This window comes from Streptomyces alanosinicus (assembly GCF_014650595.1).
In the GTDB taxonomy this organism is placed as follows: domain Bacteria; phylum Actinomycetota; class Actinomycetes; order Streptomycetales; family Streptomycetaceae; genus Streptomyces; species Streptomyces alanosinicus.
Genome location: NZ_BMVG01000024.1, coordinates 1 through 25,315, shown reverse-complemented (window position 1 = coordinate 25,315; position 25,315 = coordinate 1). Strand labels below are relative to the sequence as shown.

22 protein-coding genes and 1 pseudogene are annotated in these 25,315 nt (G+C 72.4%); 14 read left to right on the top strand and 9 right to left on the bottom strand.

Annotation, left to right across the window (positions count from 1 at the left end):
* Nucleotides 1-4: 4 nt before the first annotated feature.
* Nucleotides 5-412 (top strand): annotated as a pseudogene (locus IE277_RS32785) (phosphate ABC transporter substrate-binding protein); the annotation flags it as partial.
* Nucleotides 413-432: 20 nt separating this feature from the next.
* Here IE277_RS32785 and IE277_RS32780 read toward each other — a convergent pair.
* The gene (locus IE277_RS32780) at nt 433-1,182 is read right to left on the bottom strand and encodes an SLATT domain-containing protein (RefSeq protein WP_189957358.1); all 750 of its coding nucleotides are present in this window, start codon (nt 1,180-1,182) and stop codon (nt 433-435) included.
* Between the two features lie 244 nt (nt 1,183-1,426).
* Here IE277_RS32780 and IE277_RS32775 point away from each other — a divergent pair, with 244 nt between their 5' ends.
* The 3 genes from IE277_RS32775 to IE277_RS32765 are packed head-to-tail and all read left to right on the top strand — an operon-like array spanning nt 1,427 to nt 3,077.
* The gene (locus tag IE277_RS32775) at nt 1,427-1,771 is read left to right on the top strand and encodes a YbaB/EbfC family nucleoid-associated protein (protein ID WP_189957431.1); all 345 of its coding nucleotides are present in this window, start codon (nt 1,427-1,429) and stop codon (nt 1,769-1,771) included.
* A gap of 51 nt (nt 1,772-1,822) precedes the next feature.
* Nucleotides 1,823-2,422, top strand: coding sequence for a recombination mediator RecR (gene recR, locus IE277_RS32770; RefSeq protein ID WP_189957357.1), 600 nt, complete (start codon nt 1,823-1,825; stop codon nt 2,420-2,422).
* Complete coding sequence (locus IE277_RS32765) at nt 2,415-3,077, top strand: DUF5063 domain-containing protein (protein WP_189957356.1); 663 nt, start codon at nt 2,415-2,417, stop codon at nt 3,075-3,077. Before recR ends, IE277_RS32765 begins: the two co-directional genes overlap by 8 nt.
* A gap of 66 nt (nt 3,078-3,143) precedes the next feature.
* Here IE277_RS32765 and IE277_RS32760 read toward each other — a convergent pair whose 3' ends face one another.
* Nucleotides 3,144-3,872: a sulfite exporter TauE/SafE family protein gene (locus IE277_RS32760; RefSeq protein ID WP_189957430.1), complete on the bottom strand. Its 729-nt coding sequence runs from the start codon at nt 3,870-3,872 to the stop codon at nt 3,144-3,146.
* 240 nt (nt 3,873-4,112) lie between these two features.
* Here IE277_RS32760 and IE277_RS32755 point away from each other — a divergent pair, with 240 nt between their 5' ends.
* The 4 genes from IE277_RS32755 (at nt 4,113) to IE277_RS32740 (ending at nt 8,777) form a co-directional block, all read left to right on the top strand.
* Nucleotides 4,113-5,390 (top strand): aspartate kinase, encoded by a 1,278-nt coding sequence (locus IE277_RS32755; RefSeq protein ID WP_189957355.1) that lies wholly within the window; start codon nt 4,113-4,115, stop codon nt 5,388-5,390.
* A 31-nt stretch (nt 5,391-5,421) separates the two neighbouring features.
* Nucleotides 5,422-6,474, top strand: a complete 1,053-nt coding sequence (locus tag IE277_RS32750) for an aspartate-semialdehyde dehydrogenase (RefSeq protein WP_189957429.1) — start codon at nt 5,422-5,424, stop codon at nt 6,472-6,474.
* A gap of 336 nt (nt 6,475-6,810) precedes the next feature.
* Entirely contained in the window at nt 6,811-7,485 is a 675-nt protein-coding gene (locus tag IE277_RS32745; RefSeq protein WP_189957354.1) for a SigE family RNA polymerase sigma factor, read from the top strand.
* 128 nt (nt 7,486-7,613) lie between these two features.
* Nucleotides 7,614-8,777: a hypothetical protein gene (locus tag IE277_RS32740; RefSeq protein ID WP_229882138.1), complete on the top strand. Its 1,164-nt coding sequence runs from the start codon at nt 7,614-7,616 to the stop codon at nt 8,775-8,777.
* A gap of 3 nt (nt 8,778-8,780) precedes the next feature.
* Here the strand turns inward: IE277_RS32740 and IE277_RS32735 are convergent, their stop codons facing one another.
* Nucleotides 8,781-9,569, bottom strand: a complete 789-nt coding sequence (locus IE277_RS32735; protein ID WP_189957352.1) for an SURF1 family protein — start codon at nt 9,567-9,569, stop codon at nt 8,781-8,783.
* A gap of 54 nt (nt 9,570-9,623) precedes the next feature.
* Nucleotides 9,624-10,421 carry a class I SAM-dependent methyltransferase gene (locus tag IE277_RS32730; RefSeq protein WP_189957428.1) on the bottom strand — a complete coding sequence of 266 codons (798 nt, stop codon included), beginning with the start codon at nt 10,419-10,421 and terminating at the stop codon, nt 9,624-9,626.
* A 143-nt stretch (nt 10,422-10,564) separates the two neighbouring features.
* Here IE277_RS32730 and IE277_RS32725 point away from each other — a divergent pair, with 143 nt between their 5' ends.
* Complete coding sequence (locus tag IE277_RS32725; protein WP_229882137.1) at nt 10,565-12,379, top strand: S9 family peptidase; 1,815 nt, start codon at nt 10,565-10,567, stop codon at nt 12,377-12,379.
* A gap of 38 nt (nt 12,380-12,417) precedes the next feature.
* Here IE277_RS32725 and IE277_RS32720 read toward each other — a convergent pair whose 3' ends face one another.
* Complete coding sequence (locus IE277_RS32720; protein ID WP_189957351.1) at nt 12,418-14,271, bottom strand: NAD-binding protein; 1,854 nt, start codon at nt 14,269-14,271, stop codon at nt 12,418-12,420.
* 162 nt (nt 14,272-14,433) lie between these two features.
* On the opposite strand from IE277_RS32720, the gene IE277_RS32715 reads away from it, so the two are divergent.
* Nucleotides 14,434-15,444, top strand: coding sequence for a permease (locus IE277_RS32715; RefSeq protein ID WP_189957350.1), 1,011 nt, complete (start codon nt 14,434-14,436; stop codon nt 15,442-15,444).
* Nucleotides 15,441-16,160, top strand: coding sequence for a TIGR03943 family putative permease subunit (locus tag IE277_RS32710; RefSeq protein WP_189957349.1), 720 nt, complete (start codon nt 15,441-15,443; stop codon nt 16,158-16,160). Before IE277_RS32715 ends, IE277_RS32710 begins: the two co-directional genes overlap by 4 nt.
* A gap of 58 nt (nt 16,161-16,218) precedes the next feature.
* Here IE277_RS32710 and IE277_RS32705 read toward each other — a convergent pair whose 3' ends face one another.
* Nucleotides 16,219-18,261 (bottom strand): NAD(+) synthase, encoded by a 2,043-nt coding sequence (locus IE277_RS32705; RefSeq protein WP_189957348.1) that lies wholly within the window; start codon nt 18,259-18,261, stop codon nt 16,219-16,221.
* Between the two features lie 159 nt (nt 18,262-18,420).
* Here IE277_RS32705 and IE277_RS32700 point away from each other — a divergent pair, with 159 nt between their 5' ends.
* Both IE277_RS32700 and IE277_RS32695 read left to right on the top strand, forming a co-directional pair.
* Nucleotides 18,421-19,377, top strand: a complete 957-nt coding sequence (locus tag IE277_RS32700; protein ID WP_189957347.1) for an ATP-binding cassette domain-containing protein — start codon at nt 18,421-18,423, stop codon at nt 19,375-19,377.
* Between the two features lie 60 nt (nt 19,378-19,437).
* Nucleotides 19,438-20,232, top strand: coding sequence for an ABC transporter permease (locus tag IE277_RS32695; RefSeq protein ID WP_189957346.1), 795 nt, complete (start codon nt 19,438-19,440; stop codon nt 20,230-20,232).
* 60 nt (nt 20,233-20,292) lie between these two features.
* Here IE277_RS32695 and IE277_RS32690 read toward each other — a convergent pair whose 3' ends face one another.
* Complete coding sequence (locus IE277_RS32690) at nt 20,293-23,466, bottom strand: ATP-binding protein (protein WP_189957345.1); 3,174 nt, start codon at nt 23,464-23,466, stop codon at nt 20,293-20,295.
* Nucleotides 23,467-23,753: 287 nt separating this feature from the next.
* Complete coding sequence (locus IE277_RS32685) at nt 23,754-24,020, bottom strand: hypothetical protein (RefSeq protein WP_189957344.1); 267 nt, start codon at nt 24,018-24,020, stop codon at nt 23,754-23,756.
* A gap of 287 nt (nt 24,021-24,307) precedes the next feature.
* On the opposite strand from IE277_RS32685, the gene IE277_RS32680 reads away from it, so the two are divergent.
* Nucleotides 24,308-24,583, top strand: a complete 276-nt coding sequence (locus tag IE277_RS32680; RefSeq protein ID WP_189957343.1) for a hypothetical protein — start codon at nt 24,308-24,310, stop codon at nt 24,581-24,583.
* 21 nt (nt 24,584-24,604) lie between these two features.
* On the opposite strand, the gene IE277_RS32675 is transcribed toward IE277_RS32680, so the two are convergent.
* The coding region (locus tag IE277_RS32675; RefSeq protein ID WP_189957342.1) for a cation:proton antiporter domain-containing protein at nt 24,605-25,315 on the bottom strand (711 nt) is incomplete at its 5' end.

The following is a 25,315-nucleotide window of genomic DNA, read 5'->3' as shown; positions in this document are numbered from 1 at the left end:
CTGGCGCGCCAACCGGCGGCTGGGCCTGTTCGACGAGACGCCGGGCATGTCGGACGCCACGCTCGTCCTGCCGCGCATCGAGAACGACGGCTCGCAGAGCATCGACGGGGACGACTGCACCGGTCCCGAACAGCACGGTCTGACCTCGGTGTTCACGGACCGGACCATCCGCGGTGTCTCGGTGACCCAGCCGACCGACACCGACCATCTGATGGACCACTTCACCGCCGGACGCGGCTTCGGCTACGAGGGCAACACCCTGCGCATCCCGCGCGTCCCGCTCGACCGGGGCGACCACTTCAAGCTGCTGGTGCCGCTGTCGGGCGGTGACGTCGGCCGGGACATACGGCTCATCGGCGGTATCCGCGAGGGCGAGGTCCATCCCAACCGCAGCGCCACCCCGGACGACAGGACCTAGAGCCCCCCGGCTCTCTACCGAGGCTCCGGTGGTCGCTGGCGCGGCATGTTCGGGCGGGTTCCGTTCGCCGGGGGCAGGGGGAGGCGTCCTCCGGAGCCCCCCGCGTCCTGCCGTGGCACGGACGTGACCGCCGCCTGGATGCCCAGCGGCGCCGTCCCGGTGCGGAACTCCACCATCCAGTCGGTCGTCTCCGTGCGCACCAGCTCCGTGATGTCCTCCGAGAAGCGCCGCAGGACGCCGAGGCACCGCTCCGAGGCCTCGCTCGCCGTGCCCTCCGCCGGGCCCAGCACCTCCCGGATGCTCTCGGAGGCCCAGTCGAACTGCAACGCCTGCAGGCGGCGCTGCACCGCCTGGGCCGTGGCCACGTCCCGCATCCAGCCCGACGTCACGCCGAAGAACCGGTCGACGCCGGCGCAGGAGACCGCGATCAGCAGCGCCAGACAGCCCCATGGCGCCACCCCGCGCGCCGCGCCCGCCAGATCCAGCAGCGGCAGCGCGGCACCGGCCACCGCGCCCGCCGCCGCGGCCGACCGCAGCGCCCGCGCGCCACGCCGCTTCCACATCCGGTCCCGCAGATACCAGGACGCCGTCTCCAGCGCCCCGCGCTCCACCCACCGGTACAGCTCGTCGAGCCGCTCGGCGGGCTCCCCCCAGTCCCCGAGCGGGAAGGCCCGCCCGGTCAGATCGCCCGGCCGCAGCCCGGCCGCGCCCTCGCCCCGCCCGTCCTGTGGCGGACCCTCGGGCTGCATCTCCGGCTGACCCACCCGGCACTCCCTACTGATCACTGATCACGACCGGTCACGCAGCGTGACACATCATGCCGACGTGCGGCACCCTTCCTACCTCCCAATGGGTGGCGAAGAGGGAGCTTTCCCAGCTTTTCCGCCCGGAAGAGGGTCTTGATCAGGTATAGGCCTCGGTGACTTCTCACTCGAAAGAGTGGCGGAGCGACGGGGGCGTGGACCACGTAGGCTCATGCTCAAGGAGAAGAACGCAGAGGAGCTGATCGTGATCCCCGGTGGTGGCCAGCCCAACATGCAGCAGTTGCTCCAGCAGGCCCAGAAGATGCAGCAGGATCTTCAGCGGGCGCAGGAGGAGCTGGCGAACACGGAGGTCGAGGGGCAGGCCGGCGGCGGTCTGGTGAAGGCCACCGTGACCGGTGCCGGTGAGCTGCGGGGGCTGAGGATCGACCCCAAGGCCGTGGACCCGGACGACACCGAGACCCTCGCCGACCTCATCGTGGCGGCCGTACAGGCGGCCAACGAGAACGCGCAGTCGCTCCAGCAGCAGAAGCTCGGCCCGCTGGCCCAGGGCCTCGGCGGCGGCACGGGCATCCCCGGTCTGCCGTTCTGAGGCCGGGCCAACTACGGTACGAACCGAAAGGTCTCCAGGAAGGGCAATCCGGTGTACGAAGGCGTGGTCCAGGACCTCATCGACGAGTTGGGGCGGCTGCCCGGCGTCGGTCCCAAGAGCGCGCAGCGGATCGCCTTTCACATCCTGCAGGCCGAGCCGACGGATGTGAAGCGGCTCGCGCAGGCGCTCATGGAGGTCAAGGCGAAGGTCCGCTTCTGCGCGACCTGCGGCAATGTGGCGCAGGAGGAGCTGTGCAACATCTGCCGTGACCCGCGCCGTGACCCCTCGCTCATCTGTGTGGTGGAGGAGCCGAAGGACGTCGTCGCGATCGAGCGCACCCGCGAGTTCCGCGGCCTCTATCACGTGCTCGGCGGCGCCATCAGCCCGATCGAGGGTGTCGGTCCCGACGACCTGCGTATACGAGAACTTCTCGCGCGGTTGGCCGACGGGACGGTCACGGAACTGATCCTTGCGACGGACCCGAATCTCGAGGGCGAGGCGACGGCGACGTACCTCGCCCGCATGATCAAGCCCATGGGCCTGAAGGTCACCCGCCTGGCCAGCGGCCTCCCGGTGGGCGGCGACCTGGAATACGCGGACGAGGTCACTCTCGGCCGCGCCTTCGAGGGGAGACGACTCCTAGATGTCTGACGCCACACTGCACGACTCGACGCAGAACCCGGACGACTTCGTGGTCCAGATCGCGGACCAGGTCGAGAGCTTCCTGGTGGCCGTCACAGAGGTGGCGAGAGGCGACGAGCCGGGCTCGACCGTGCCCTTCCTCCTCCTGGAGGTCTCCCAGCTCCTGCTGGCCGGCGGCCGGCTCGGCGCGCACGAGGACATCGTCCCCGACGAGCGCTACGAACCCGATCTGGGCCCCGAGCCGGACGTGGACGAACTCCGCGAGAACCTGGCCCGCCTGCTGGAGCCGGTCGACGTCTACTCCGAGGTCTTCGACCCGTACGAGCCCCGCAAGGCACCGGTCCCGGCCCGGATCTCCGACGACCTCGCCGACGTCATCACCGACCTGCGCCACGGCATGGCCCACTACCGCGCCGGCCGCACCACGGAAGCCCTGTGGTGGTGGCAGTTCTCCTACTTCTCCAACTGGGGCCCCACGGCCTCCGCCGTCCTGCGCGCCCTGCAGTCCGTCCTCATCCACGTCCGCCTCAATCAGCCCCTGGAAGAACTCGACGGCCTCGACACCGACCAGGCCGCCATGGGTGACGAGACCCTGGAGTTCGAGGCGGGCCGCGTGATGGCGGAGGAGATCGGCGGCCCCCTGGGGATCAAGTCGGGGAAGTAGACCTTTCCGTTCCGGCCACATGACCGCACTCGGGGCGTAGTCCGGAGTTTGAGCCCCGGCTTCAGTTCAGCGACCGGGCCACATCCCCCACAGACCCTTCGTCATCGCCGTCGCGCCGCCCGCGAGGGCCAGCGTGAGGACCAGCTGCCGGGCCCGGTGCTCCGGGATGCGGCCGGCGATGGCGTGGCCGATCACCGCGCCGGTCGTCATCGCGGCGCAGACGGCCGCCCACTGCGCGCCGGTCAGGCGGGGCGTGCCGTTCGCCGCGACGGAGAACGCGTTGACGACGACGCCGTAGAACTGGGCGTTGGGGACGAACTCCCGTACCGTCCAGCCCGCGTTGAGGGCGTAGAGGGAGACGGGCGGGCCGCCCACGCCCGCCGCCGCGTTCATGAAGCCGCCCAGCGCGCCCGCCGTCACCGCTCCCTTGCCGCCCCGCAGGGCCGGGACGCGGGCGCCGCGCAGCACCAGCAGGACGGCCACCGTCACCAGGGCGCCCATCACCAACAGCAGGACGGGGCGCGGGAGTTGATGGGTCATCCAGGCGCCCGCCGGGACCGTGCAGGCCGCCGCCAGGCACAGCGGCACCATCGCCGCCGGGCGGACCCGGCGCCAGCCGCCCGCCAGGCCCACGACGCTGACGGCGCCGGCGGCGCAGTTGGCGAGCACCACCCCGTCGGCGGGACCGAGCAGCAGCACCAGCGCCGGTACGGCGACCAGGGCGAAGCCCATGCCGGTCAGCCACTGCACACATCCGCCGAGCAGGACGATCCCCGTGAGCCAGATCTCCGCCATGCCGTACCCCCGCACCCGTCGTACCGCATCCGTCGTACCGCATCTGTCGTACCGCATCCGTGATGGTTGAAATTTAATGCGGCCATGACTGTGACCCGGGGCACTTTTCCGCGTGGTCCGGCCGAGGCTGGGCAGATGCCGGACGCGGACGTCTGATGTCTCACCATGCGGGAGCAGGGTGGTGGATTTCGGACGCTCGTTAGACTGAGCCGACACAAACGAACCGAGCGAGGAGCGCACGTGGGCCTTGTCGTGCAGAAGTACGGAGGTTCCTCCGTAGCCGATGCCGAAGGCATCAAGCGCGTCGCCAAGCGGATCGTGGAAGCGAAGAAGAACGGCAACCAGGTTGTCGTCGTCGTTTCCGCGATGGGCGACACGACGGACGAGCTGATCGATCTCGCCGAGCAGGTTTCCCCGATGCCTGCCGGGCGCGAATTCGACATGCTGCTGACCGCCGGAGAGCGGATCTCCATGGCCCTGCTGGCGATGGCGATCAAAAACCTGGGCCACGAGGCCCAGTCGTTCACCGGCAGCCAGGCAGGCGTCATCACCGACTCGGTCCACAACAAAGCCCGGATCATCGATGTCACGCCCGGCCGGATCCGGGACTCGCTGGACAAGGGCAACATCGCGATCGTCGCCGGGTTCCAGGGTGTGAGCGCCGACAAGAAGGACATCACCACGCTGGGGCGCGGCGGTTCCGACACGACGGCCGTGGCGCTCGCCGCCGCGCTCGACGCCGAGGTCTGTGAGATCTACACCGACGTGGACGGCGTGTTCACCGCCGACCCGCGCGTGGTGAAGAAGGCGAAGAAGATCGACTGGATCTCCTTCGAGGACATGCTGGAGCTGGCGGCCTCCGGATCCAAGATCCTGCTCCACCGGTGTGTGGAGTACGCCCGCCGCTACAACATCCCGATCCACGTCCGCTCCAGCTTCAGTGGGCTGCAGGGCACGTGGGTCAGCAGTGAACCGATCGAGCAAGGGGACAAGAAGGTGGAGCAGGCCATCATCTCCGGTGTCGCGCACGACACCTCCGAGGCCAAGATCACGGTCGTCGGCGTGCCGGACAAGCCGGGTGAGGCCGCCGCGATCTTCCGGACCATCGCCGATGCCGAGATCAACATCGACATGGTCGTGCAGAACGTGTCCGCCGCCTCCACCGGGCTGACGGACATCTCCTTCACGCTGCCGAAGACCGAGGGCCGCAAGGCCATCGACGCGCTGGAGAAGAACCGTCCGGGAATCGGCTTCGACTCCCTGCGCTACGACGACCAGATCGGCAAGATCTCGCTGGTCGGCGCGGGTATGAAGACCAACCCCGGGGTCACCGCCTCCTTCTTCGAGGCGCTGTCCGACGCGGGCGTGAACATCGAGCTGATCTCGACCTCCGAGATCCGTATCTCGGTCGTCACCCGCAAGGACGACGTGCCGGAGGCTGTGCGCGCCGTGCACACCGCCTTCGGGCTCGACTCCGACACCGACGAGGCCGTCGTCTACGGCGGCACCGGCCGATGACCGTCGCCACGACGCACGGAGGCGTATGACCATGACCGGTAAGCCGACGCTCGCGGTCGTGGGAGCGACCGGAGCCGTCGGCGCGGTCATGCTCCAGATCCTGTCCCAGCACGCGGACATCTGGGGCGAGATCCGCCTGATCGCCTCCCCGCGCTCGGTCGGCCGCAAGCTTGCCGTGCGCGGCGAGGAGGTCGAGGTGGTGGCCCTGAGCGAGGAGGCCTTCGACGGCGTCGACATCGCGATGTTCGACGTTCCGGACGAGGTCGCCGCGCAGTGGGCGCCGATCGCCGTCGCGCGCGGTGTGGTCGTCGTCGACAACTCCGCCGCCTTCCGGCTGGACCCCGAGGTGCCGCTCGTGGTGCCCGAGGTCAACCCGCACGCCGTACGGACCCGCCCGCGCGGGATCATCGCCAACCCCAACTGCACGACCCTGACGATGATCGTCGCCCTGGGCGCGCTGCACGCCGAGTTCGGGCTGCGCGAGCTGGTGGTGTCGTCGTACCAGGCGGTGAGCGGGGCCGGGCGGGCCGGCGTGGACGCGCTGCGGGCCCAGCTGTCCCTGGTGGCCGGGACCGAGCTGGGCACCAAGCCCGGCGATGTACGGCGGGCCGTCGGCGAGGACACCGGGCCGTTCCCGGAACCGGTCGCGCTGAACGTCGTGCCGTGGGCCGGCTCGCTCCGCGAGGACGGCTGGTCGTCGGAGGAGATGAAGGTCCGCGACGAGGCCCGCAAGATTCTCGGGCTGCCGCAGCTGCCGGTCGCCGTCACCTGCGTACGCGTCCCCGTGATCACCACGCACTCGCTGACCGTGCACGCCCGTTTCCAGGGCGAGGTCACGGTCGACCGCGCCCGGGAGATCCTCGCGACCGCACCCGGCGTGGTGCTGTGCGACGACCCGGCCGCCGGTGAGTTCCCCACCCCCGCCGATGTCGTGGGCACCGACCCGACCTGGGTGGGCCGGCTGCGGCGGGCCCTGGACGACCCCACCGCGCTGGAACTGTTCGTGTGCGGGGACAATCTGCGCAAGGGAGCCGCGCTGAACACCGCGCAGATCGCGGAGCTGGTGGCGTCGGAGTTCTGCTGAGCGCCGTTTGTAGGATCCGCGTAAGAAATGTGTTCAGAAGCATGGTCCGGACCACTTGAACCAGGCCGCCCCGGCGACGGAAGATCGCCGCAGGAATCTCCTCCCCGCCCCGCGCAACCGCTTGCAGGGCGGGGAGCGTCTTTGCGGTCACCCTTGCGGGGCTGTGGACATGGGGATCCTGGCGTGGGGACGCCGTGATCGGGGCGTGGGGACGCCCGTTCAAACAGGACATAGGGGAAGAGCGGGACGCATGACGGCACTTGAGGAACCGCCGGATGTCGCACATGTGACGCCCGGCACGTACAACCCTGGCGGGGGCAGACGCGTCCAACAGGCGTGGCAGAGGTACTCGAACTCAGTGCGGCCCGTGGCGCGGCGGCCCTGCGGCCGCCCCGTGCGACGCTCCGGCCCCGCACGCCCGGCGGCATGCCGGTGATCGCGCCCATGCCCGCAGCGCGGCCCGCCCGCATACCCAGTCAGCGTGACGGTTCCGACGAGGCCGCGGCGACCGATGCGGCCGGTACGACCGTCGACCACCTCACCGAGACCTACCGGGCGCACTACCGCTCGCTGCTCGGCCTCGCCGCGCTGCTCCTCGACGACACCGCCTCCTGCGAGGACGTCGTCCAGGAGGCCTTCATCCGGGTGCACTCCGCCCGCAAGCGCGTCCGCGAGCCCGAGAAGACCCTCGCCTATCTGCGGCAGACGGTCGTCAACCTCTCCCGGTCCACGCTGCGCCGCCGCATACTCGGCCTCAAGCTGCTCTCCAAGCCGATGCCGGACATGGCGAGCGCGGAGGAGGGCGCCTACGACCAGCTGGAGCGCCGCGACCTCATCAAGGCCATGAAGGGGCTGCAGCGCCGCCAGCGCGAGGTCCTGGTCCTGCGCTACTTCGCGGACATGACCGAGGCCCAGGTCGCCGAGACCCTCGGCATCTCCCTGGGCTCGGTGAAGGCGTACGGCTCACGGGGCATCGCCGCGCTGCGGGTGGCCATGGAGGCCACGGTATGAGCGCCCGAGCCGAAGGGGGCGATTCCGATGAACGCCACTCGCACGAACGTCATGAGCCCTTCGCCTGGCACGCGCCGACGAGCCGGGACGAGCACGAGCACACGCCATCGCACGCTGGGAACGGAACTGTGAACGACGGCCCCGACGAGAAGGGCCCCGAGGGCCTCGGCCAGGGCCCCGACGGGCCCGGCCCCACCGTCGACAAGGGCGGCCCCGACGCCGACGGGCTCGGTGCTGACACCGACCGCTTCGGTGCCGGCGGCTTCGGCGGCAGTGGCTTCGGCGGCGACGGCGACGAGCAGTTCCTGCGCCGGATACTGCACTCCGCGGTCGATGACATCGAGCCGCGCACCGGCACCCTGGACCAGCTGCGCCGGGCCGTCCCGGCGCGGCGGGCCCGCAGGCGGCAGGCGGCTGTCGGCATGGTCGCCGCGGCCCTGTTCTTCGGCACCGCGATCCCCGCCCTCGTCCATGTCTCCGACTCCGGCGGCACCGACCCCGACACCGCCATGGCCGGCCAGTCCACCCGGGCCCAGGACGGCGGCGGGCACGACAAGGACAAGGGCGCCGAACCGGGCACCACGAAGGACCCGGGCAGTACGACCCTCAAGCCGGGCAAGCAGCCCGGCAAGCCCGGTGGCAAGGACCGGCCCGGCACCGGCGGCACCGGTTCCACCGGCGGCGCGAACCCGTCCGCCACCCTCGCCTCGGGCACCGTCCCGCTGTGCAGACCGGCCCAGCTGGGCTCCGCCACCGGCACCGCCGAGGCCCCCGACACCGCGGGCGTGGTCTACGGCACGTTCCACGTCGCCAATGTCTCCACCGCCGCGTGCACCCTCGCCGGCGCCGGCACCCTCACCCCCACCGCACAGGGCGCGGCCGACCAGGCCAAGATCAGCGCCGTGCGGCATACGGCCGGGGACGCGGCGACCGGCCTGCCCGACCCCTCACAGGAGGTCTCCGGGCTGGTCCTGCAGCCGGGCTCGGCCTACGAGGAGAAGTTCGCCTTCGTGCCGGCCCAGACCTGCCCCACCACCGGCGGCGACACCACCACCGGCGGCTCGGACACGGGCGGGGCCTCACCGGATCCGACCCCGACCGCCAGCGGCGGTACAGCCGACACCGCGGGCACGGCGGGCACCACCACCCAGCTGACCACCGAGGACGGCACGGCCGAGGGCAGCGTGCAGATCACCCACACCGCGCAGGGCGGCTCCCCGTCGGCCACGGCGACCGTGCCGCAGGAGTGCGCGGGGACGGTCTACTACACCGGGGTGCTGGCCGCGTCGTAGGCGTCAGCCGCTGGTCACCGGCTGCGGTGTCTCCTGCGGGGTCAGGCCCAGCTCGGCGTCCCGTACGGCCTCCGCCTCGCGGCGCAGCAGCCGGAACCACATGAACACCACGAACCCGGCGAAGACGAACCACTCGCCGGTGTAGCCGAGGTTCTGGAACGCCTTCAGGTCCAGACCGGTGCCGTCCGGTGCCGTCGCGGGCACGGCCTTCATCCCGGAGTCGGCCTTGTCGAGGGTGATCCAGGCGTCGTACAGCCGGTCCGGCACCAGGTTCACCAGTGACGCCGAGCTGATCGCCGCCGTCTGCCCGGCCGGCAGCCCGCCCTGCGCGCTGACCCCGTTGTCCCCGGGCGTCTCGGACGCCTGCAGCGCACCGGTGGCGGTGACCTCACCGCTCGGCGGCGCGGGCGCCTTCGCCGCGTCCGCCGCGCCCGGCAGCCAGCCCCGCACCACGGGCAGCGACGTGCCGGAGCCGGTGCGCAGCAGGGTGAGGACGTAGAAGCCGTCCCTGCCGTCCAGCTGCCGGCCGGGCACCAGCAGCTGCTTGCCGTAGTGCCCGCTCGCGGTGACCCGGCGGCCCGAGGTGGCCTTGTCGACGGGCAGCATCGACGTCAGCGGCCGCGCCGCCTCGTGCTGGTCGGACGCCGCCTGCTTCGTCGCGGTCCGATGCTCCTGGACCCGCCCCTCGAACCGGCTCAGTTGCCACGACCCCATGAAGATGCAGAACGGGATGGCGAGCAGCACGAAGACGTTGATGCCCCACCAGCGGGGTGTCAGCAGAAACCGGTACACGCCTTCCACGGTACGGCGCCCCCCGCGGGCGCCTGCCCGCGGGTCGGCTGATTGTCAGCTGTGGCCGGCCTCGTCGGCCCTGCTCGCCCGCAGTGAGTAGATCAGCGGGATGCGCGGGTGGTCCGCCGGGAAGCGGTGGTAGTCGCCCTGGACTTCGAAGTTCTCGAAGCGCGGGAAGAGCGACACGTCGTGTTCGTGCAGGAACTCGATGCGCAGCCCCGTCGCGGCGAGCGCGGAGACGACGTCGCCGAGGGTGTGCTGCCACTCCACGCTGCGGTTGTGGACGGTGGGGGCGTCCGGGTCGGCGTAGGTGCCGGGCTCCTCCCACACCGCGGCCTCGCGGCGGAAGTAGTCGCGCACGATCCGCGAGCCGGTCGCGTCGTCCAGGGCCTCGGTGAGCGGGTGGAACTCGGCGAGGTAGAGAAAGCCGCCGGGCGCGACGAGCGAGGCGGCCGTCTCGGCCCAGCGGCGGATGTCGGGCAGCCAGCACAGCGCGCCGAGCCCGGTGTAGACGATGTCGTACGACGTCTCGGGCACCGCCCGGGCCGCGTCGTAGACATCGCTGGTCACGAAGGCGGCGCGCTCGGGGCCGTGGCCGAGGTCGGCCGCGAGGGAGCGGGCCGCCTCGACGGCCGGGGCGGAGAAGTCCAGGCCCACGACGCGGGCGGCGCCCCGGTGGACCCAGGACAGGGTGTCGGTCCCGATGTGGCACTGCAGATGCAGCAGGGTCTTGCCGGTGACATCGCCGACCTCGGCCGTCTCGAAGTCCCGCAGGACATCCCGGCGGGCCCGGAAGCCGTCGAGGTCGTAGAACTCACCGGCGACATGCACGGGTACGCGTTCGTCCCACATGGCCCGATTGTCCTCCCGCCAGTTCGAGGGGACGGACGGGGGCGACGTCTCTGTGTTCACGTGGGGGAAGTTATCCACAGGCTGCGCACATGCGCCACCCAATTGTCGGCGCGGCCAGGCAGTATGGGCGCATGACTGGGGCGATGAGTGAGAGCAAGGAGCCGGGCGCGCAGGACGCGGCCGGTATGCCGGACTGGGAGAGGCGCTTCCGCGCGCCGCGGGTGTCGCTGCCCGACTGGGCGGAGGACGCGCCGGACCGCTCCCTGTTCGTGTCGAACGCGACGGGGACGTACGAGCTGTATGCCTGGGACCGCGCGACGGGCGCGCAGCGCCAGGCGACGGACCGGCCGAACGGCACGACGGACGGCGTGCTCTCCCCGGACGGCGCCTGGATCTGGTGGTTCGACGACAAGGACGGCGACGAGTTCGGCATCTGGCGCCGCCAGCCCTTCGGCGGCGGGGCGGACGAGCCGGCCGTCCCGGGCCTCGACCCCTCCTACCCCGCCGGGCTCGCCCTGGCCCGCGACGGCCGCACGGCGGTCGTCGGCCGCTCCACGGACGAGGACGGCACGACGATCCATCTCGCCCGCGCGGGCGAGGCCCCCGTCGAGATCTACCGGCACCGCGAGTCCGCGGGCGTGGGCGACCTCTCGCACGACGGCTCCCTGATCGCCATCGAGCACACCGAGCACGGCGACGCCATGCACGCGGCGCTGCGGGTGCTGCGCCCGGACGGCACACCGGTCGCCGAGCTGGACGACACCAAGGACGGCACCGAGGAGCTGGGCCTGGAGGTGCTGGGTTTCGCGCCGGTCGACGGCGACGCCCGGCTGCTCATCGGCCACCAGCGCCGGGGCCGCTGGGAGCCGCTGGTGTGGGATGTGGCCACGGGCGAGGAGACCGACCTCGCCGTGGACCTGCCCGGTGACGTCAGCGCCGAGTGGTGTCCGGACGGCTCGGCCCTGCTCGTCGCCCATGGCTTCGAGGCCCGCAGCGAGCTGTTCCGGCTCGACCTCGCGACCCGCGAGCTGACTCGCATCCCCACCCCGCCGGGCACGGTCTCCGGCGCCACGGCCCGCCCCGACGGCAGCGTGGAGTATCTGTGGTCGTCGGCCGCCGAGCCGTCGGCGGTGCGTTCGACGCGCGGCGGCGTCGTCCTGGACCCTCCGGGCATGGCCTGCCCGCCGTCGGTGCCGGTGGAGGACGTGTGGGTGGAGGGCCCCGGCGGCCGTATCCACGCCCTGATCCAGAAGCCGGCGGGCGCGAGCGGTCCGCTGCCGACGGTCTTCGACCTGCACGGCGGCCCGACCTGGCACGACAGCGACTCCTTCGCCGCGGGCCCGGCCGCCTGGGTCGACCAGGGCTACGCGGTGATCCGCGTCAACTACCGCGGCTCCACCGGCTACGGCCGCGCCTGGACCGACGCCCTGAAGCACCGGGTCGGCCTGATCGAGCTGGAGGACGTGGCCGCGGTGCGCGACTGGGCCGTCGCCTCCGGCCTCGCCGACCCCACCCGAGTGATCCTGACCGGCGGCTCCTGGGGCGGCTATCTCACCCTGCTCGGCCTCGGCATCCAGCCCGAGGCGTGGACGGTGGGCATCGCGGTCGTTCCCGTCGCGGACTACGTCACCGCGTACCACGACGAGATGGAGGCCCTGAAGGCCATGGACCGCACCCTGCTGGGCGGCACCCCGGAGGAGGTCCCCGAGCGCTTCGAGGCCTCGTCCCCGCTGACCTACGTCGACGACGTCAAGGCCCCGGTCTACATCTCGGCGGGCGTCAACGACCCGCGCTGCCCGATCCGCCAGATCGACAACTACGTCAAGCGCCTGGAGGCGCGAGGCGCGACCCACGAGGTCTACCGCTACGACGCCGGGCACGGCTCCCTGGTGGTGGACGAGCGGATCAAGCAGGTGAGACTCGAAATGGACTTCGCGGAGCGGCACCTGGGCGGCTAGGGCGGCCAGGGCAGAGGGGGGCGGAGTCTCCTGGAGGGTCAGCGCAGTTCCGCGAGGCCTCGGCGGGTGGCGGCCACCACCACCCGGTCCCCCTTCTCCAGCACGTGTTCCGGTGCCGTGTCCGTGCGGCCCTCCAGCGCCAGCACCCGCCAGGACCCGGCCCGGAACGCGTCCCGTACCGTCCGGCCCTCCAGCTGGGGATGCCCGGCCACATCGACCGCGGCGAACAGCAGCACCCGCCGCTCCACCGCGATCGCGCCGAGCACCTGCCGCCCGAGCATCGCCCCGGCGAACGCGGGCGCGGCCAGATGAGTGACGCTCCTGCTCCGGGTCAGCGCATGCGGATACGCCGCCCGCAGCGTCCGGTAGACGGCGGTGGCGAAGTCGTCGTCGTACAGCCGCAGCACCACCCGCAGATCGGGCCGTACGGACCGCGCGTACAGCACGGCCTCCAGATTCGTGGTGTCCGCGCTGGTCACCGCGAGCAGGGCGTACGCCCGATGGATCTTGGCGGACTCCAGGACCCCTTCCTGGGTGACATCGCCGAGCACCACCGGCACCCGCAGCCGTCGCGCGGTCGCGAGGCCCCGCGCCTCCGGGTCGGACTCGACGCAGACGACGGGGATGTTCAGCTCGCGCAGCCGGGTCAGCACCCGGGTGCCGATCTTGCCGAGTCCGAGCAGCACCACATGCCCGCCGAGCCCGCGCGGCGGTTTGCGCAGGGCGGAGGCGGTGCGGAAGGTGCCGAGCGCCTCCAGCACGGCGGCGAGCAGCACCGGAAGCAGCAGCAACCCGACGAGCCCGGAGAGGAGTTGGAGGATCTGCCGGCCGAGCGGCGCCCCGATGGCGGGGTTGTCGATCGCGAACAGGTCGAGGAGGGTGTAGTAGAAGGCCCGCAACGGATGGATCCCCGGCGTGGCCACCCACAGCGCCACCGCGAGGGCGACCACGCACGCCACCATGCCCGCCAGCGACCAGCGCAGCCGGCGCGAGAACAGCGAGGCGAGCGGTGGTACGCCGCCCCGGCCGGGTACGGCCGACTCCCTGCCGCCCGCCGACGACACCTGCTCCAGCACGACGGCCGTCCGCCCGGCGGCCTGCCGTACCTCGTCGTCGTCCGGCAGCAGCCGTGGCTCCGGCTCTCCGCCGCCCTCGGGGTCCGGGCCGGTGGGGGAGAGCAGGGCGAGCGTGGCCAACCCGCTGCCGGCCGCAGGCCGTTCGACGGCCCGCAGCAGCAGCCCCTCGGTCTGGACGACCTTGCTGGTGCCCGCGACGGCGGTGGCGGCCAGCGCCGGCGCGGCGGTGTCGGCGTCGGACAGCACGGTGGTGGACGCGTCCGAACCGCCCTCGTCGTTGCCCGCGGCCAACGCGGCAGCCTGGTCGAGGAGTTCCTCGATGTGCTGGCCCAACCGGCGGTTGTAGAGCCGGAGGACGAGCCGCAGTCGCGGGTTGAGCCGCCGGGCGGTCAGCGCGGCGCGGATGTTGGTCTCGTCGTCGTCGAAGACAAGGGCGAGCGCGGTGGCCCGTTCCACCCCGGCCTCGGCGAGCGCGGCCTCGGTGATCTCGGTGGTCGCCAACACATGTGTGGTGTCACCGCCGTTGCCGTTGCCGCCGCTGCCCGTGCCCGTCGTAGCCGATGACCCCGACCCCGACCCCGATCCCGACCCCGATCCCGACATCGAGCCGGACCCGGACCCGGTGCCTGTGCGGCCGACCGCGGCGCTCACCACACGGTCGAACAGCGCGGCGGAGGCCAGCCGGGCCCGTCCGACCACCGGAGGCCTCGCGGTGCGCTCGTTCGGCGGTACCACGAGGGTGACCCGTTCGCCGTAGACTCCGCGCAACTCGGCCGCCAGCCGGTGCGCGAGCCCGTCGTCACCGCACACCACCATGTGCGGGGCACTTGGCCCCCCTTGATTCGGAACGCTCGCCACGAGGGAAAAGACTGCCCCAAGGACACAGGTGGTTCCAGTAGTTCCATGAACACACGTGCGCCGCCCCGCGTACCGAGGGGGAGGGAGCGCACCAGGACAGCCAGCCGGAGGTAACCGTACGTGGCCATCACCGAAGACGCCCCGCCCGGCACGGAGGCCGGCGCCGAGCCCGGCCCGGAGAGCCGCCGGCTCAGCTCCCCGCTGGTGCTGACGCTGATTCTGCTGCTGGCGGTGCTCGCCCAGTCCCCGATCCGTGGGCTCCTCGGCACCCCGCTGATGCAGAGCTGGATGACGGTGTTCGTCGCGGTGACCGTGCAGGCGCTGCCGTTCCTGGTGCTCGGCGTGCTGCTCTCGGCGGCGATCGCGGTGTTCGTGCCCCCGTCCTTCTTCGCCCGCGCCCTGCCCCGCCGCCCCGCCCTCGCGGTACCGGTCGCCGGGGTCGCGGGTGCGATCCTGCCGGGCTGCGAGTGCGCGTCGGTGCCCGTGGCCGGCGCCCTCGTCCGCAGAGGGGTCACCCCGGCCGCCGCCCTCGCCTTCCTGCTCTCCGCCCCCGCGATCAACCCGATCGTGCTGACCGCCACCGCCGTCGCCTTCCCGCACGACCCGGAGATGGTGCTGGGCCGGTTCCTGGCGAGCCTGCTGGTGGCGTGCGCGATGGGCTGGCTGTGGCAGCGCCTCGGCCGCACCGACTGGCTGCGCCCGCCGGCCCACGGCGCGCACGAGGGCGCGACGAAGGGGGAGGCGTTCTGGAACTCGGTACGGCACGACACGATGCACGCCGGCGGCTTCCTGGTGCTCGGCGCGATGGCCGCGGCCACGCTGAAGGCCGCGACCCCGGCGGACTGGCTGCGCGCGGCGGCCGGGAACCCCGTCTTCTCCGTGCTCGCCCTCGCCGTGCTGGCCGTGCTGCTGTCCATCTGCTCGGAGGCGGACGCGTTCGTCGCGGCCTCCCTCACCCAGTTCTCCCTGACGGCCAAGCTGGTGTTCCTGGTGGTGGGCCCGATGATCGACCTCAAGCTGTTCGCGATGCAGGCCGGCACCTTCGGCCGCGGCTTCGCCCTCCGCTTCGCGCCCGCCACCTTCGCGATGGCCGTCGCGGGCGCCGCACTGACCTCGGCGGTGCTGCTGTGAACCGCCAGGCGCAGGCCGCCGTCATGTTCCTGCTCGGTGCCGCCCTGCTGCACGCGGGCAGCACCGACCTGTATCTGCGGTACGTCAAGGCGGGCCTGCAACCGCTGCTGCTGGCCTCGGGCGGGGTCCTGATCGCGGCCGCGCTGGCGACGGTCTGGTACGAACGCCGGCGCAACCGGTCCGCGGGGCACCCGCATGACCACGCGCACCCCGAACCCCGCATCTCCTGGCTCCTGCTGCTCCCCCTCCTCGCCCTCATCCTCATCGCACCGCCCGCCCTCGGCTCCTACAGCGCGCTGCGTTCCGGTACGGCTCTGCAGAAGCCGTACGCCTACGGCACGTTGCCCACGGCGAACCCGGCCCCGCTCTCCGTGATCGACTACGCCTCCCGCGCGGCCTACGGCCACGGCCGCTCCCTGCACGGCCGCACGGTCCGCCTCACCGGGTTCCTCGCCCTGGACCACTCGGGGGCGCCGTACCTGGTCCGCATGGCCCTCAACTGCTGCGCCGCGGACGCCCAGCCGGTCAAGATCGCCCTGACCGGCAGCCTGCCGCCGGTGCTGCGCCCGGACGCCTGGCTGGACGTGACCGGCACCTACTCCCCACGCCTCACCCACGACCCGGTCAACAACGGCCCCATCCCGTATCTGAACGTGACCTCGGCACAGCCGGTCCCGGTGCCGCACGACCCGTATGACGAGACGTGGAACAACTGACAGGCGCGGGAAGACCTTGCCCGCGCCCCTTTCCGTGCCTACGCCTCCGTCTTGGTGCTTACGCCTCCGTCGTCCCGAACCGCTCCAAGTCCCGCAGCCATGCCTGAGCCGTTCCGTCGGACGGGGCGCGCCAGTCGCCGCGTGGGGAGAGGGAGCCGCCCGCCGAGACCTTGGGGCCGTTCGGCATGGCCGAGCGTTTGAACTGGGAGAACGCGAAGAAGCGGCGGATGAAGACCTCCATCCAGTGCCGGATCTGCGTGAGGTCGTAGGCGCCGCGGTCGGCCTCCGGGAAGCCGGGGGGCCAGGCGCCGGACTCCGCGTCGTGCCAGGCGTGCCAGGCGAGGAAGGAGATCTTCGAGGGGCGGAAGCCGTAGCGCAGGACGTGGAAGAGGGTGAAGTCGTGCAGCGCGTACGGGCCGATCTTCGACTCGGTGGACTGCATCTCCTCGCCGGGAACGAGTTCGGGGCTGATCTCCGTGTCCAGGATCGCGGCGAGGATCTTGCCGGTCTCCTCGTCGAACTGCTCGCTGCTGATGACCCAGCGGATGAGGTGCTGGATCAGCGTCTTCGGCACACCGGAGTTGACGTTGTAGTGGCTCATCTGGTCGCCGACGCCGTACGTCGACCAGCCGAGCGCCAGCTCGGAGAGATCGCCGGTGCCGAGCACGATGCCGCCGCGCTGGTTGGCCAGCCGGAACAGATAGTCGGTGCGCAGGCCCGCCTGGACGTTCTCGAAGGTGACGTCGTACACCGGCTCGCCGGCGGCGAAGGGGTGTCCGATCTCCTTGAGCATCAGGCGCGCGGTCGGCGTGATGTCCAGCTCGGCCGCGGTGACGCCGAGGGCCCGCATCAGCCGGTGGGCGTTGTCCTTGGTGTGGTCGCTGGTGGCGAAGCCGGGCAGGGTGAAGGCCAGGATGTCGCTGCGCGGGCGGCCGGCGCGGTCCATCGCGCGGGCCGCGACGATCAGCGCATGCGTGGAGTCCAGCCCGCCGGAGACACCGATGACGACCTTGGGGCCGCCGATCGCCGCGAGGCGCTGCTGCAGGCCCGCCACCTGGATGTTGTAGGCCTCGTAGCAGTCGAGGGCGAGGCGTTCGGCGTCGGCGGGCACGAACGGGAAGCGTTCGACGCGGCGGCGCAGGCCGAGGTCGGCGGCGGCAGGCGGGGCGAGTTCGAAGGACACCGTGCGGAAGTCGCCGGTGCGGGCGGCGTGGGTGCGACGGTTCTCGCCGAACGTGCCCATCCGCTGCCGCTCCTGCCGCAGCATGTCCAGGTCGATGTCGGCCACCGCGTACTGCTCGCCGAGCGGGAACCGCTCGCTCTCGTCCAGCAGCACCCCGTTCTCGTAGATCAGGGTCTGGCCGTCCCAGGACAGATCGGTCGTCGACTCGCCGAGGCCGGCCGCCGCGTAGACGTACGCGGCGAGACAGCGTGCGGACGCCGAGCGGCACAGCAGCCTGCGGTCCTCGGCCCGGCCGACCGTGATCGGGCTGCCGGAGAGGTTGACGAGGACGGTCGCGCCGGCCAGCGCCGCCTCGGCGCTCGGCGGCACCGGGACCCACATGTCCTCGCAGATCTCGGTGTGCAGCACGAGCCCGGGCACATCCGCCGCGGCGAAGAGCAGATCCACGCCGAACGGTACGTCCGTGCCGCAGAGCCGGATCGTTCCGCCGCGCTCGTCGTCGCCGGCGGCGATCTGCCGGCGTTCGTAGAACTCCCGGTAGTTCGGCGGGTACGACTTCGGTACGACGCCGAGGATCCGGCCGCGGTGCACGAGCACGGCGCAGTTGAAGATCCGGTCGCGGTGGCGCAGCGGGGCGCCGACGGCCAGCACCGGCAGCAGGTCCGCCGACCCGGCCACGATCGTGGTGAGCGCCGTCTCCACGTCGTCGAGCAGGGCGTCCTGCAGCAGCAGGTCGTCGATCGCGTACCCGGTCAGACACAGCTCCGGGAACACGGCGACGGCGACGCCCTCCTCGGCGCAGCGGCGCGCATGGCGCAGTACCGCCTCGGCGTTGGCGGCCGGGTCGGCGATGACGGTGTGGCCCGTACACGCGGCGACGCGCGCGAAGCCGTGCTGGTAGATCGACCAGAAGCTCAACGGGACCTCTTTCCGAAGCGACTTTCCTACAAGGGGAAGCCTAAAGGGCGGGCCGCCGACCGCCGCCGACCTGCGGGTTTCAGTGTGCTGAAGCCCGCTGTGCCCGGCTGAAACCCGGGTGAAGCCGAACTGAACCGCCGCGGCCGCACGCTCTGGGGCATGACGACGACACCACGCACACTCGCCATCGCGGCCACCGGGCTCCGCAAGGCCTACGGGGACAAGACGGTCCTCGACGGCATCGACATCCATGTCCCCGTCGGCACGGTCTTCTCCCTGCTCGGGCCGAACGGCGCCGGCAAGACCACGGCGGTCAACATCCTGTCCACGCTGATCTCGGCCGACGCCGGCGAGGCGCGGGTCGCCGGGCACCACCTCACCCGCGAGGCCCAGGCGGTCCGGGGCGCCATCGGGGTCACCGGACAGTTCTCCGCCGTCGACGGGCTGATCACCGGTGAGGAGAACATGCTGCTGATGGCCGATCTGCAGCACCTCTCCCGCCGGGAGGGCCGGCGGATCACCGCCGAGCTGCTGGAGCGCTTCGACCTGGTCGAGGCCGCGAAGAAGCCCGCCTCCACCTACTCCGGCGGTATGAAGCGCCGCCTCGACATCGCCATGACCCTGGTCGGCAACCCGCGGATCATCTTCCTGGACGAGCCGACCACCGGCCTCGACCCGCGCTCCCGCCACACGATGTGGCAGATCATCCGCGAGCTGGTCGCGGGCGGCACGACCGTCTTCCTCACCACCCAGTACCTGGACGAGGCCGATCAGCTCGCCGACCGCATCGCGGTGCTCAACGGCGGCAAGCTCGTCGCCGAGGGCAGCGCCGAGGAGCTGAAGCGGCTGATCCCGGGCGGCCATGTGCGGCTGCGGTTCGCCGACCCGGTGCTGTACGAGCGGGCGGCGACCGCGCTGCGCGAGGCCACGCGTGACGACGAGGCGCTCACGCTGCAGATCCCGAGTGACGGCAGCCAGCGCGAGCTGCGCGCCGTCCTCGACTGGCTCGACGCCGCCGGCATCGAGGCCGACGAGCTGTCCGTGCACACCCCGGACCTGGACGACGTGTTCTTCGCCCTGACCGCAAGCCCCGTACCCGCCCAGCCCGCCAACTGACCCCGCGAACCCGCGCGACCGCCCACGACCCCCGCGAACCCCCGCGAAGGAGACCCCCCGATGAGCCCCGCCACCTACGCCGTCCGCGACAACCTCACCATGCTGCGGCGCAACCTCCTGCACGCCCGCCGCTACCCCTCCCTCACCCTGAACCTCCTGCTCACCCCGGTCATCCTGCTGCTGGTCTTCGTCTACATCTTCGGCAACGTGATGAGCGCCGGCATCAACGGCGGCCACGCCGACCGCTCCCAGTACGTCGCCTATCTGCTCCCCGGCATCCTGCTCATGACCATCGGCGGCACCGCGATCGGCACCGCGGTGACCGTGGCCACCGACATGACCGAGGGCATCATGGCCCGCTTCCGCACCATGGCCATCTCCCGGGCCTCCGTGCTGATCGGGCATGTGGTCGGCAGCGTGATCCAGATCATGGCGTCCCTGCTGCTCGTGCTGGGCGTCGGCGTCGCCATCGGCTTCCGGCCGAACGCGACACCGCTGGAGTGGCTCCTGGCCATCGGCCTGCTGACGCTGGTCAGCATCGCGATGACCTGGATCGCGGTCGGCATGGGCATGGCCAGCCCCAACGCCGAGGGCGCCAGCAACATGGCGATGCCGCTGATGATCCTGCCCTTCCTGGGCAGCGCCTTCGTGCCGGTGCACCTCATGCCGGTCTGGTTCCGCTGGTTCGCCGAGTACCAGCCCTTTTCGCCCGCCATCGAGACCCTGCGCGGGCTGCTGCTGGGCAGCGGGATCGGCACCAGGAACGCGGTGCTGGCCGTCGGCTGGTGCCTGGCCCTGAGCCTGCTGGGCTACCTGTGGTCCAAGGCGCAGTTCAACCGCGAGCCGCGGCGGTGAGGCCGGGCGGGCCATCCGCCGGCAGGCTCGGCGGGCCACCCGCCGGCCGGCCCGGGCGGATCAACCGCCGGTCAGCTCGCGCAGCGCCGCGGCCCGCAACTCCTCCCACCCCAGGGCGGCGTATCCCGACCTCGCGTCGGTGTACGCCGCCCTGTCGGCGTGCTCGGCCGCCTGCCGGGCCCGCGCCGAGGACAGGGTGGGGACGTCCCGCATCACCGGCATCCGCTCCGACAGCGCCACCAGCCGTACGGCCGCGCTCTCGCCACGGGTCAGCCCGATGAAGCCGAGCGCCAGCAGGGCGGTGCCGTACACCGGCTGTTCCATCGGCTCCCCGGCACCGGGGGAGCCGGACAGCATCCCGAGCAGCCGTTCCCGCAGGTCCTCGGCCAGCCGGGCGACCGGCTCCAGCCGGCCGTGCTGCGCGTGTGCCGCGAGCGTGGCCGCCGTGACCTGAAGCGACCACGAATCCAGGAACGGATCACCCGTGGTCAGCAGGCTGGCCTCCCGGATCCCGCCCGCCGCCTGCCGCCACAGGCCGAGGCCGACCTCGGTCAGCCCCCGGGCCAGTGCGATCTCCGCCCGGGCCTGAAGCAGTTCGGGTGTGAAGCCCTGAGCGGGGTCCGGCTGCCTGTCCAGGGTGGCGAGGCCCAGCCAGTGCTCCGCCTCGTCGACGTCTCCCCGCTGCAGACAGGCGAACACCAGCCCGTAGCGGACGCCGATCGCGTCCGACCAGGTACTGACCTCACTGAGCGCGTCCGCGGCCCGGAGATGGTCGTACGCCTCCGCGCCGCGCTCCGTCTTGAGGCACAGCTCGCTGATCCGCCCGTGACCGAGCAGCATCATGACCGGGCTGCCCTGCGGCCCCACCGCGGTGAGCATCCGGCGCGCGTACTCGAGCGCGCGCTCCGTCTCGTACGCGGATTCCCACAGGTAGCTGGCGACGCCCGCCGCGATGCCCGCCAGCAGCGGTTCGCCGGCGTCGCACAACTCCTCCAGCCGGGCCCACCGCGGCGGGAGCATGTCCGGGACGGCGCACAGCACGACGGACAGGGCCCGCACCACGCTGTCCGGCGGAGCGGCCGGCAGCCGGCGCAGCGTGACGAGCTGGCGTACGGCGTGCGGGCCGAAGCCCATGAAGAGGCCAGCCGTGCAGATCGCCGCCGCGCTGCGGGCCGTCTCCACGTCCTCGGGGTGCTCCGGTCCCGGGCGGAAATGGGACAGCGGCCCGCCGGTCTCGGCGGCGAGGGTGATGAACCGGGTGTAGCTGTTGCCGACGGACCACAAGGAGGCCAGTACGGCGGTGACGGCGGCGATGGCCGGCCCGTCGGCCCGGGCCAGGGCGTGCCGCAGCGCCAGCACCAGGTTGTCCTGCTCGGCACGGAGACGGTCGACGGAGGCCAGCGCGTCACCGCGGAACATCACGTCGTGGTGCGCCCGGCCGAACTCCCGGGCCCAGGAGAGGAACCGGCCGGTCACCACTTCCTCCTCGCCCGCCTCCACACACCGGGCGGCGCTGAACTCCCGCAGCGTCTCCAGCATGTGGAAGCGCACCCCGGACGGGCTGTCCCCCACCTTGACCAGGGACTGACCGGCCAGCTGCTCCAGCAGGTCCAGCGCGCCCCCGCCACCGTCCCCGGCCTCGGCCCCGCCCCCGCCCTCGGCCTCGCCGAGCACGTACTCCGCGGCGTCCACGGTGAATCCCCCGGGGAAGACCGACAGCGCGCGCAGTGCCGCCTGGCCGTCGTCCTCCAGCAGATTCCAGCTCCACTCGACCACGGCCCGCAGGGTGCGATGCCGCTCGGGTGCGTCCCGGGCGCCGCCGCGCAGCAGCGCGAAACGGTCCTTCAGGCGGCGCGAGATGTCGGCCACGGAGAGTACCCGGACCCGGGCCGCGGCCAGCTCCACGGCGAGCGGCAGCCCGTCCAGGTGCCGGCAGATCTCGGCGACCGGACCGGCGGGCAGCTCCACACCGGGCCGGGCGGCCCGCGCCCGCTGGACGAAGAGTTCCACCGAGGTCGTCTGGGACAGCTCCGGCAGCGCGTACACGGACTCCGAGGTCAGCCCGAGCGGAGCCCGGCTGGTCGCCAGCACCCGCAGCTCCTTCGACCGAGACACCAGCGCCTGTACGAGACCGGCCGCACCCGCGAGTACGTGCTCGCAGTTGTCCAGCACCAGCAGGGCGGGACCGGGACCCAGCGCGGCGGCGATGCCGCTCGCCTCGTCCCCGCCGCCGGTGAACTGCCGGCCCTCCCCGGCCCCGACCGCCGAGGCCACTTCACCGGCCACGTCGTCGTCGGCGGTGACACCGGCCAGGGTCACGAAGTGCACCACGGGCTGCTCGGCCGCCCGGCTCACCGCGTGCGAGAGACGGGTCTTGCCCAGCCCGCCGGGCCCGACCACGGTCACCACGCGGGCCGCGCGCAGCAGCCCGGACACGGCGGCCAGGTCGGCGTCCCGGCCCAGCAGCGGGTTCGGCTCGTGCGGCACACCGTGCCGGACCGGGGGTGCGTCCGCGTTCAGCAACTCCTGGTAGACAGACCTGAGTTGAGGGCCGGGATCGGTGCCCAGCTCGTCCCGCAGCCCGCGCCGGTACGTGTCGTACCGGGTCAGTGCCGCGGCCCGGCCCGCGCCGGCGGCCTCGCAGCGCAGCAGCTCCGCCAGCACCTCCTCGTCGCGCGGCAGCTCCCGGGCCAGTTCGGCCAACGGCCGCGTGGCCTCCGCACGCCGTCCCGTCCGGGCGAGGGCGAGTGCCCGCAGCCGGTCCAGGGAACGCAGCGCCCGGACGCGATCGGCCCGCAGCGCGACCACCGGGTCGCGCAGATCCTCTCCCGCCACGGCGCCCGTGCTCCCGTCCCACAGCGCCAGCCCCGCCTCGGCCTCGGCCAGGGCGCCCGTGTGGTCCCCGGCCCGCGCCCGCCGGGCCGCCTCCGCCTCGTGCCTCAGCAGCGCGGAGCTGTCCACCTGGGTCTCGTCCAGCGCCAGCCGGTAGCCGGTCGGTGTGCTCACGATCAGTTCGGCGCCCAGTTGCGACCGGAGCCGCGACACCAGGATCTGCACCGCCTTGCCCGGCCGCTCCGGCAGCTCGTCGGGCCACAGCCCCTCCACCAGGCGGCCCGTGCTGCAGCCGGCGCGCAGATCCCCGGCGAGCAACGCCAGCAATCCGCGCAGCCGCGGCGCGGTGATCTCCCGCCCACGAAAGGCGACACGGTCCAGGAGGGTCAAGTCGGTGGTCACGTCGGAAGACTAGGGCCTGCCCGGCGGATCAGGCCGAGGGAAGGCGGCGGCGGTCGCCAGGCGCTGAGCCGCCCATGGGACACCGGGCGTGCGGTGAGGAAGGTGGGTCGAGGGGCGCCGGAGCTGATCACGGCGCCCCTCGGGTCACGGGAAGCGGCGGCGGCGGGACGCGGCGCCAGCGCGGCATGGCGTCGGCGGGACGCGATACCGGGTGGCGCGGGCGCTTCCGGTCAGCGCGGCTCACGACGCGACGGCCGAGCGGGACTCGGCGGCCGGTCGAGCAGGAGTCAGGCGCTGACCCAGGTGAAGACGGCCGGATGCAGCAGCGCGGACAGGGTGGTGAGGACCGCGCCGACGGAGACGACGAACAGCACCGGGTTCTTCATCAGGACCCGCGGATGCAGTTTGCGTACGGCCTCGGGGAACTCGCGGACGGGCTGGACCGGTTCGAACAGCCCGCCGGCGGCGCGGCGTCTCGTTCTGCCGCCGCCCGCGGGCCGGGGCGGGGGTGCGGGGAGGGACGGTGGGGCCTGCTCGGGGGCGGCGGGAAGCATGGACACCTTCGTGCCGTGAGGCGAGACGGGGACGGTGGTCGACGGCCGCCCGCGCGTCACCGTGGCCTGGTGTCACCACGGCCTCGCGCCACTGCGGCTTCGCGCCACTGCGGCTTCGCGCCACTGCGGCTTCGCGCCACTGCGGCGTGGGCTCCGCCGGTCGTGCGGTGCCCTGGACCGGGTGGCCGGCATCGACCGCGCCCACTTCACGTCGTCCGTCGAGTCCGGCTGACCGGCCGACACCTCCGGCGCTTGGGATCACTTCCGGCGCTCTTAGGATCACTGACATGGACACTGTTGGTTTCTTCGCGCTCGCCCTGGCCGTGCTCGGCTGCATCCTCTCGGCCGAGAGCCGGTTCACGCGGGCCGACCGGCGGATGGCGCGCGTCGAGCGCAAGGTCGACCTCATCATGAAGCACCTGGATCTGCGGGAGGACCTGCGGATGGACGAGGTGGCCGCGCTCGTGCGCGAGGGCAAGAAGATCCACGCGATCAAGCTGTACCGGGATGTCACGGGCGCCGATCTGAGGGAGGCCAAGGAGGCCGTCGACCGCCTCGGCTAGAACCCGCGGACCGCGCCCCCCTCACAGGTCCGTCAGCCGGGCCTCTTCCAGGTCCAGCGAGCGCTGTAGCCGCCGCCGCGTCGTGTCGCTGATCGCGTGGGCGTCGTAGAGCCGCTGCAGTTCGCCGGTCTCCACGTCGATCAGGTCCCGCCGCAGCTGGCGGTAGACGCGGTCGGCGGACTCCGTGGCCTGGCCGCCGGCGGCGCCGTCGCTCTCGGTGAGGCGGTCGCGGGCGTCGTCGAGGCGTGCGGTCAGGCCGCGGCGCAGGCGGTCCAGGACGACGTCGGGCACGACCTCCAGTTCCGCGAGTTCTTCCAGGCGGGCCAGGCCGGCGTGGGCGAGGTGGGAGCGGGCCTGGGCTTCCTCGCGGGCGGTGTGCGCGGGTTCCAGGGCGATGCCGGAGGCGCGGACGACGGGGGCGAGGGTGAAGCCCTGGACGACGAGGGTGACGACCACGACCGAGGTGGTCAGGACCAGGACCAGGGGGCGGTCGGTGAGCGGGGTGCCGTTCTTCGCGGTCTCGGGGATGGACAGCGCGGCGGCCAGCGGCATCACGCCGCGGGTGCCCGCCCAGGTCAGCACCATCGGAATCCGCCAGTTCAGGCGGCCGAGGCCGCCCTTGCGCTGGACGACCGCCGACAGCGGCGCCAGCCAGAACAGCCGTACGGCGATGAGGGTGGCGGCGACGGCGAGGGCGTACAGGGGCCAGGAGCGGTCGCCGTCCGCCAGGGC

Coding starts and splice junctions, on each gene's coding strand:
- IE277_RS32700 (WP_189957347.1), top strand. CDS start 18,421: ATGACGACGACACCACGCACACTCGCCATCGCGGCCACCGGGCTCCGC.
- IE277_RS32765 (WP_189957356.1), top strand. CDS start 2,415: ATGTCTGACGCCACACTGCACGACTCGACGCAGAACCCGGACGACTTC.
- IE277_RS32695 (WP_189957346.1), top strand. CDS start 19,438: ATGAGCCCCGCCACCTACGCCGTCCGCGACAACCTCACCATGCTGCGG.
- IE277_RS32720 (WP_189957351.1), bottom strand. CDS start 14,271: ATGGTGGTGTGCGGTGACGACGGGCTCGCGCACCGGCTGGCGGCCGAG.
- IE277_RS32685 (WP_189957344.1), bottom strand. CDS start 24,020: ATGCTTCCCGCCGCCCCCGAGCAGGCCCCACCGTCCCTCCCCGCACCC.
- IE277_RS32750 (WP_189957429.1), top strand. CDS start 5,422: ATGACCGGTAAGCCGACGCTCGCGGTCGTGGGAGCGACCGGAGCCGTC.
- IE277_RS32725 (WP_229882137.1), top strand. CDS start 10,565: ATGAGTGAGAGCAAGGAGCCGGGCGCGCAGGACGCGGCCGGTATGCCG.
- IE277_RS32730 (WP_189957428.1), bottom strand. CDS start 10,421: ATGTGGGACGAACGCGTACCCGTGCATGTCGCCGGTGAGTTCTACGAC.
- IE277_RS32680 (WP_189957343.1), top strand. CDS start 24,308: ATGGACACTGTTGGTTTCTTCGCGCTCGCCCTGGCCGTGCTCGGCTGC.
- IE277_RS32760 (WP_189957430.1), bottom strand. CDS start 3,872: ATGGCGGAGATCTGGCTCACGGGGATCGTCCTGCTCGGCGGATGTGTG.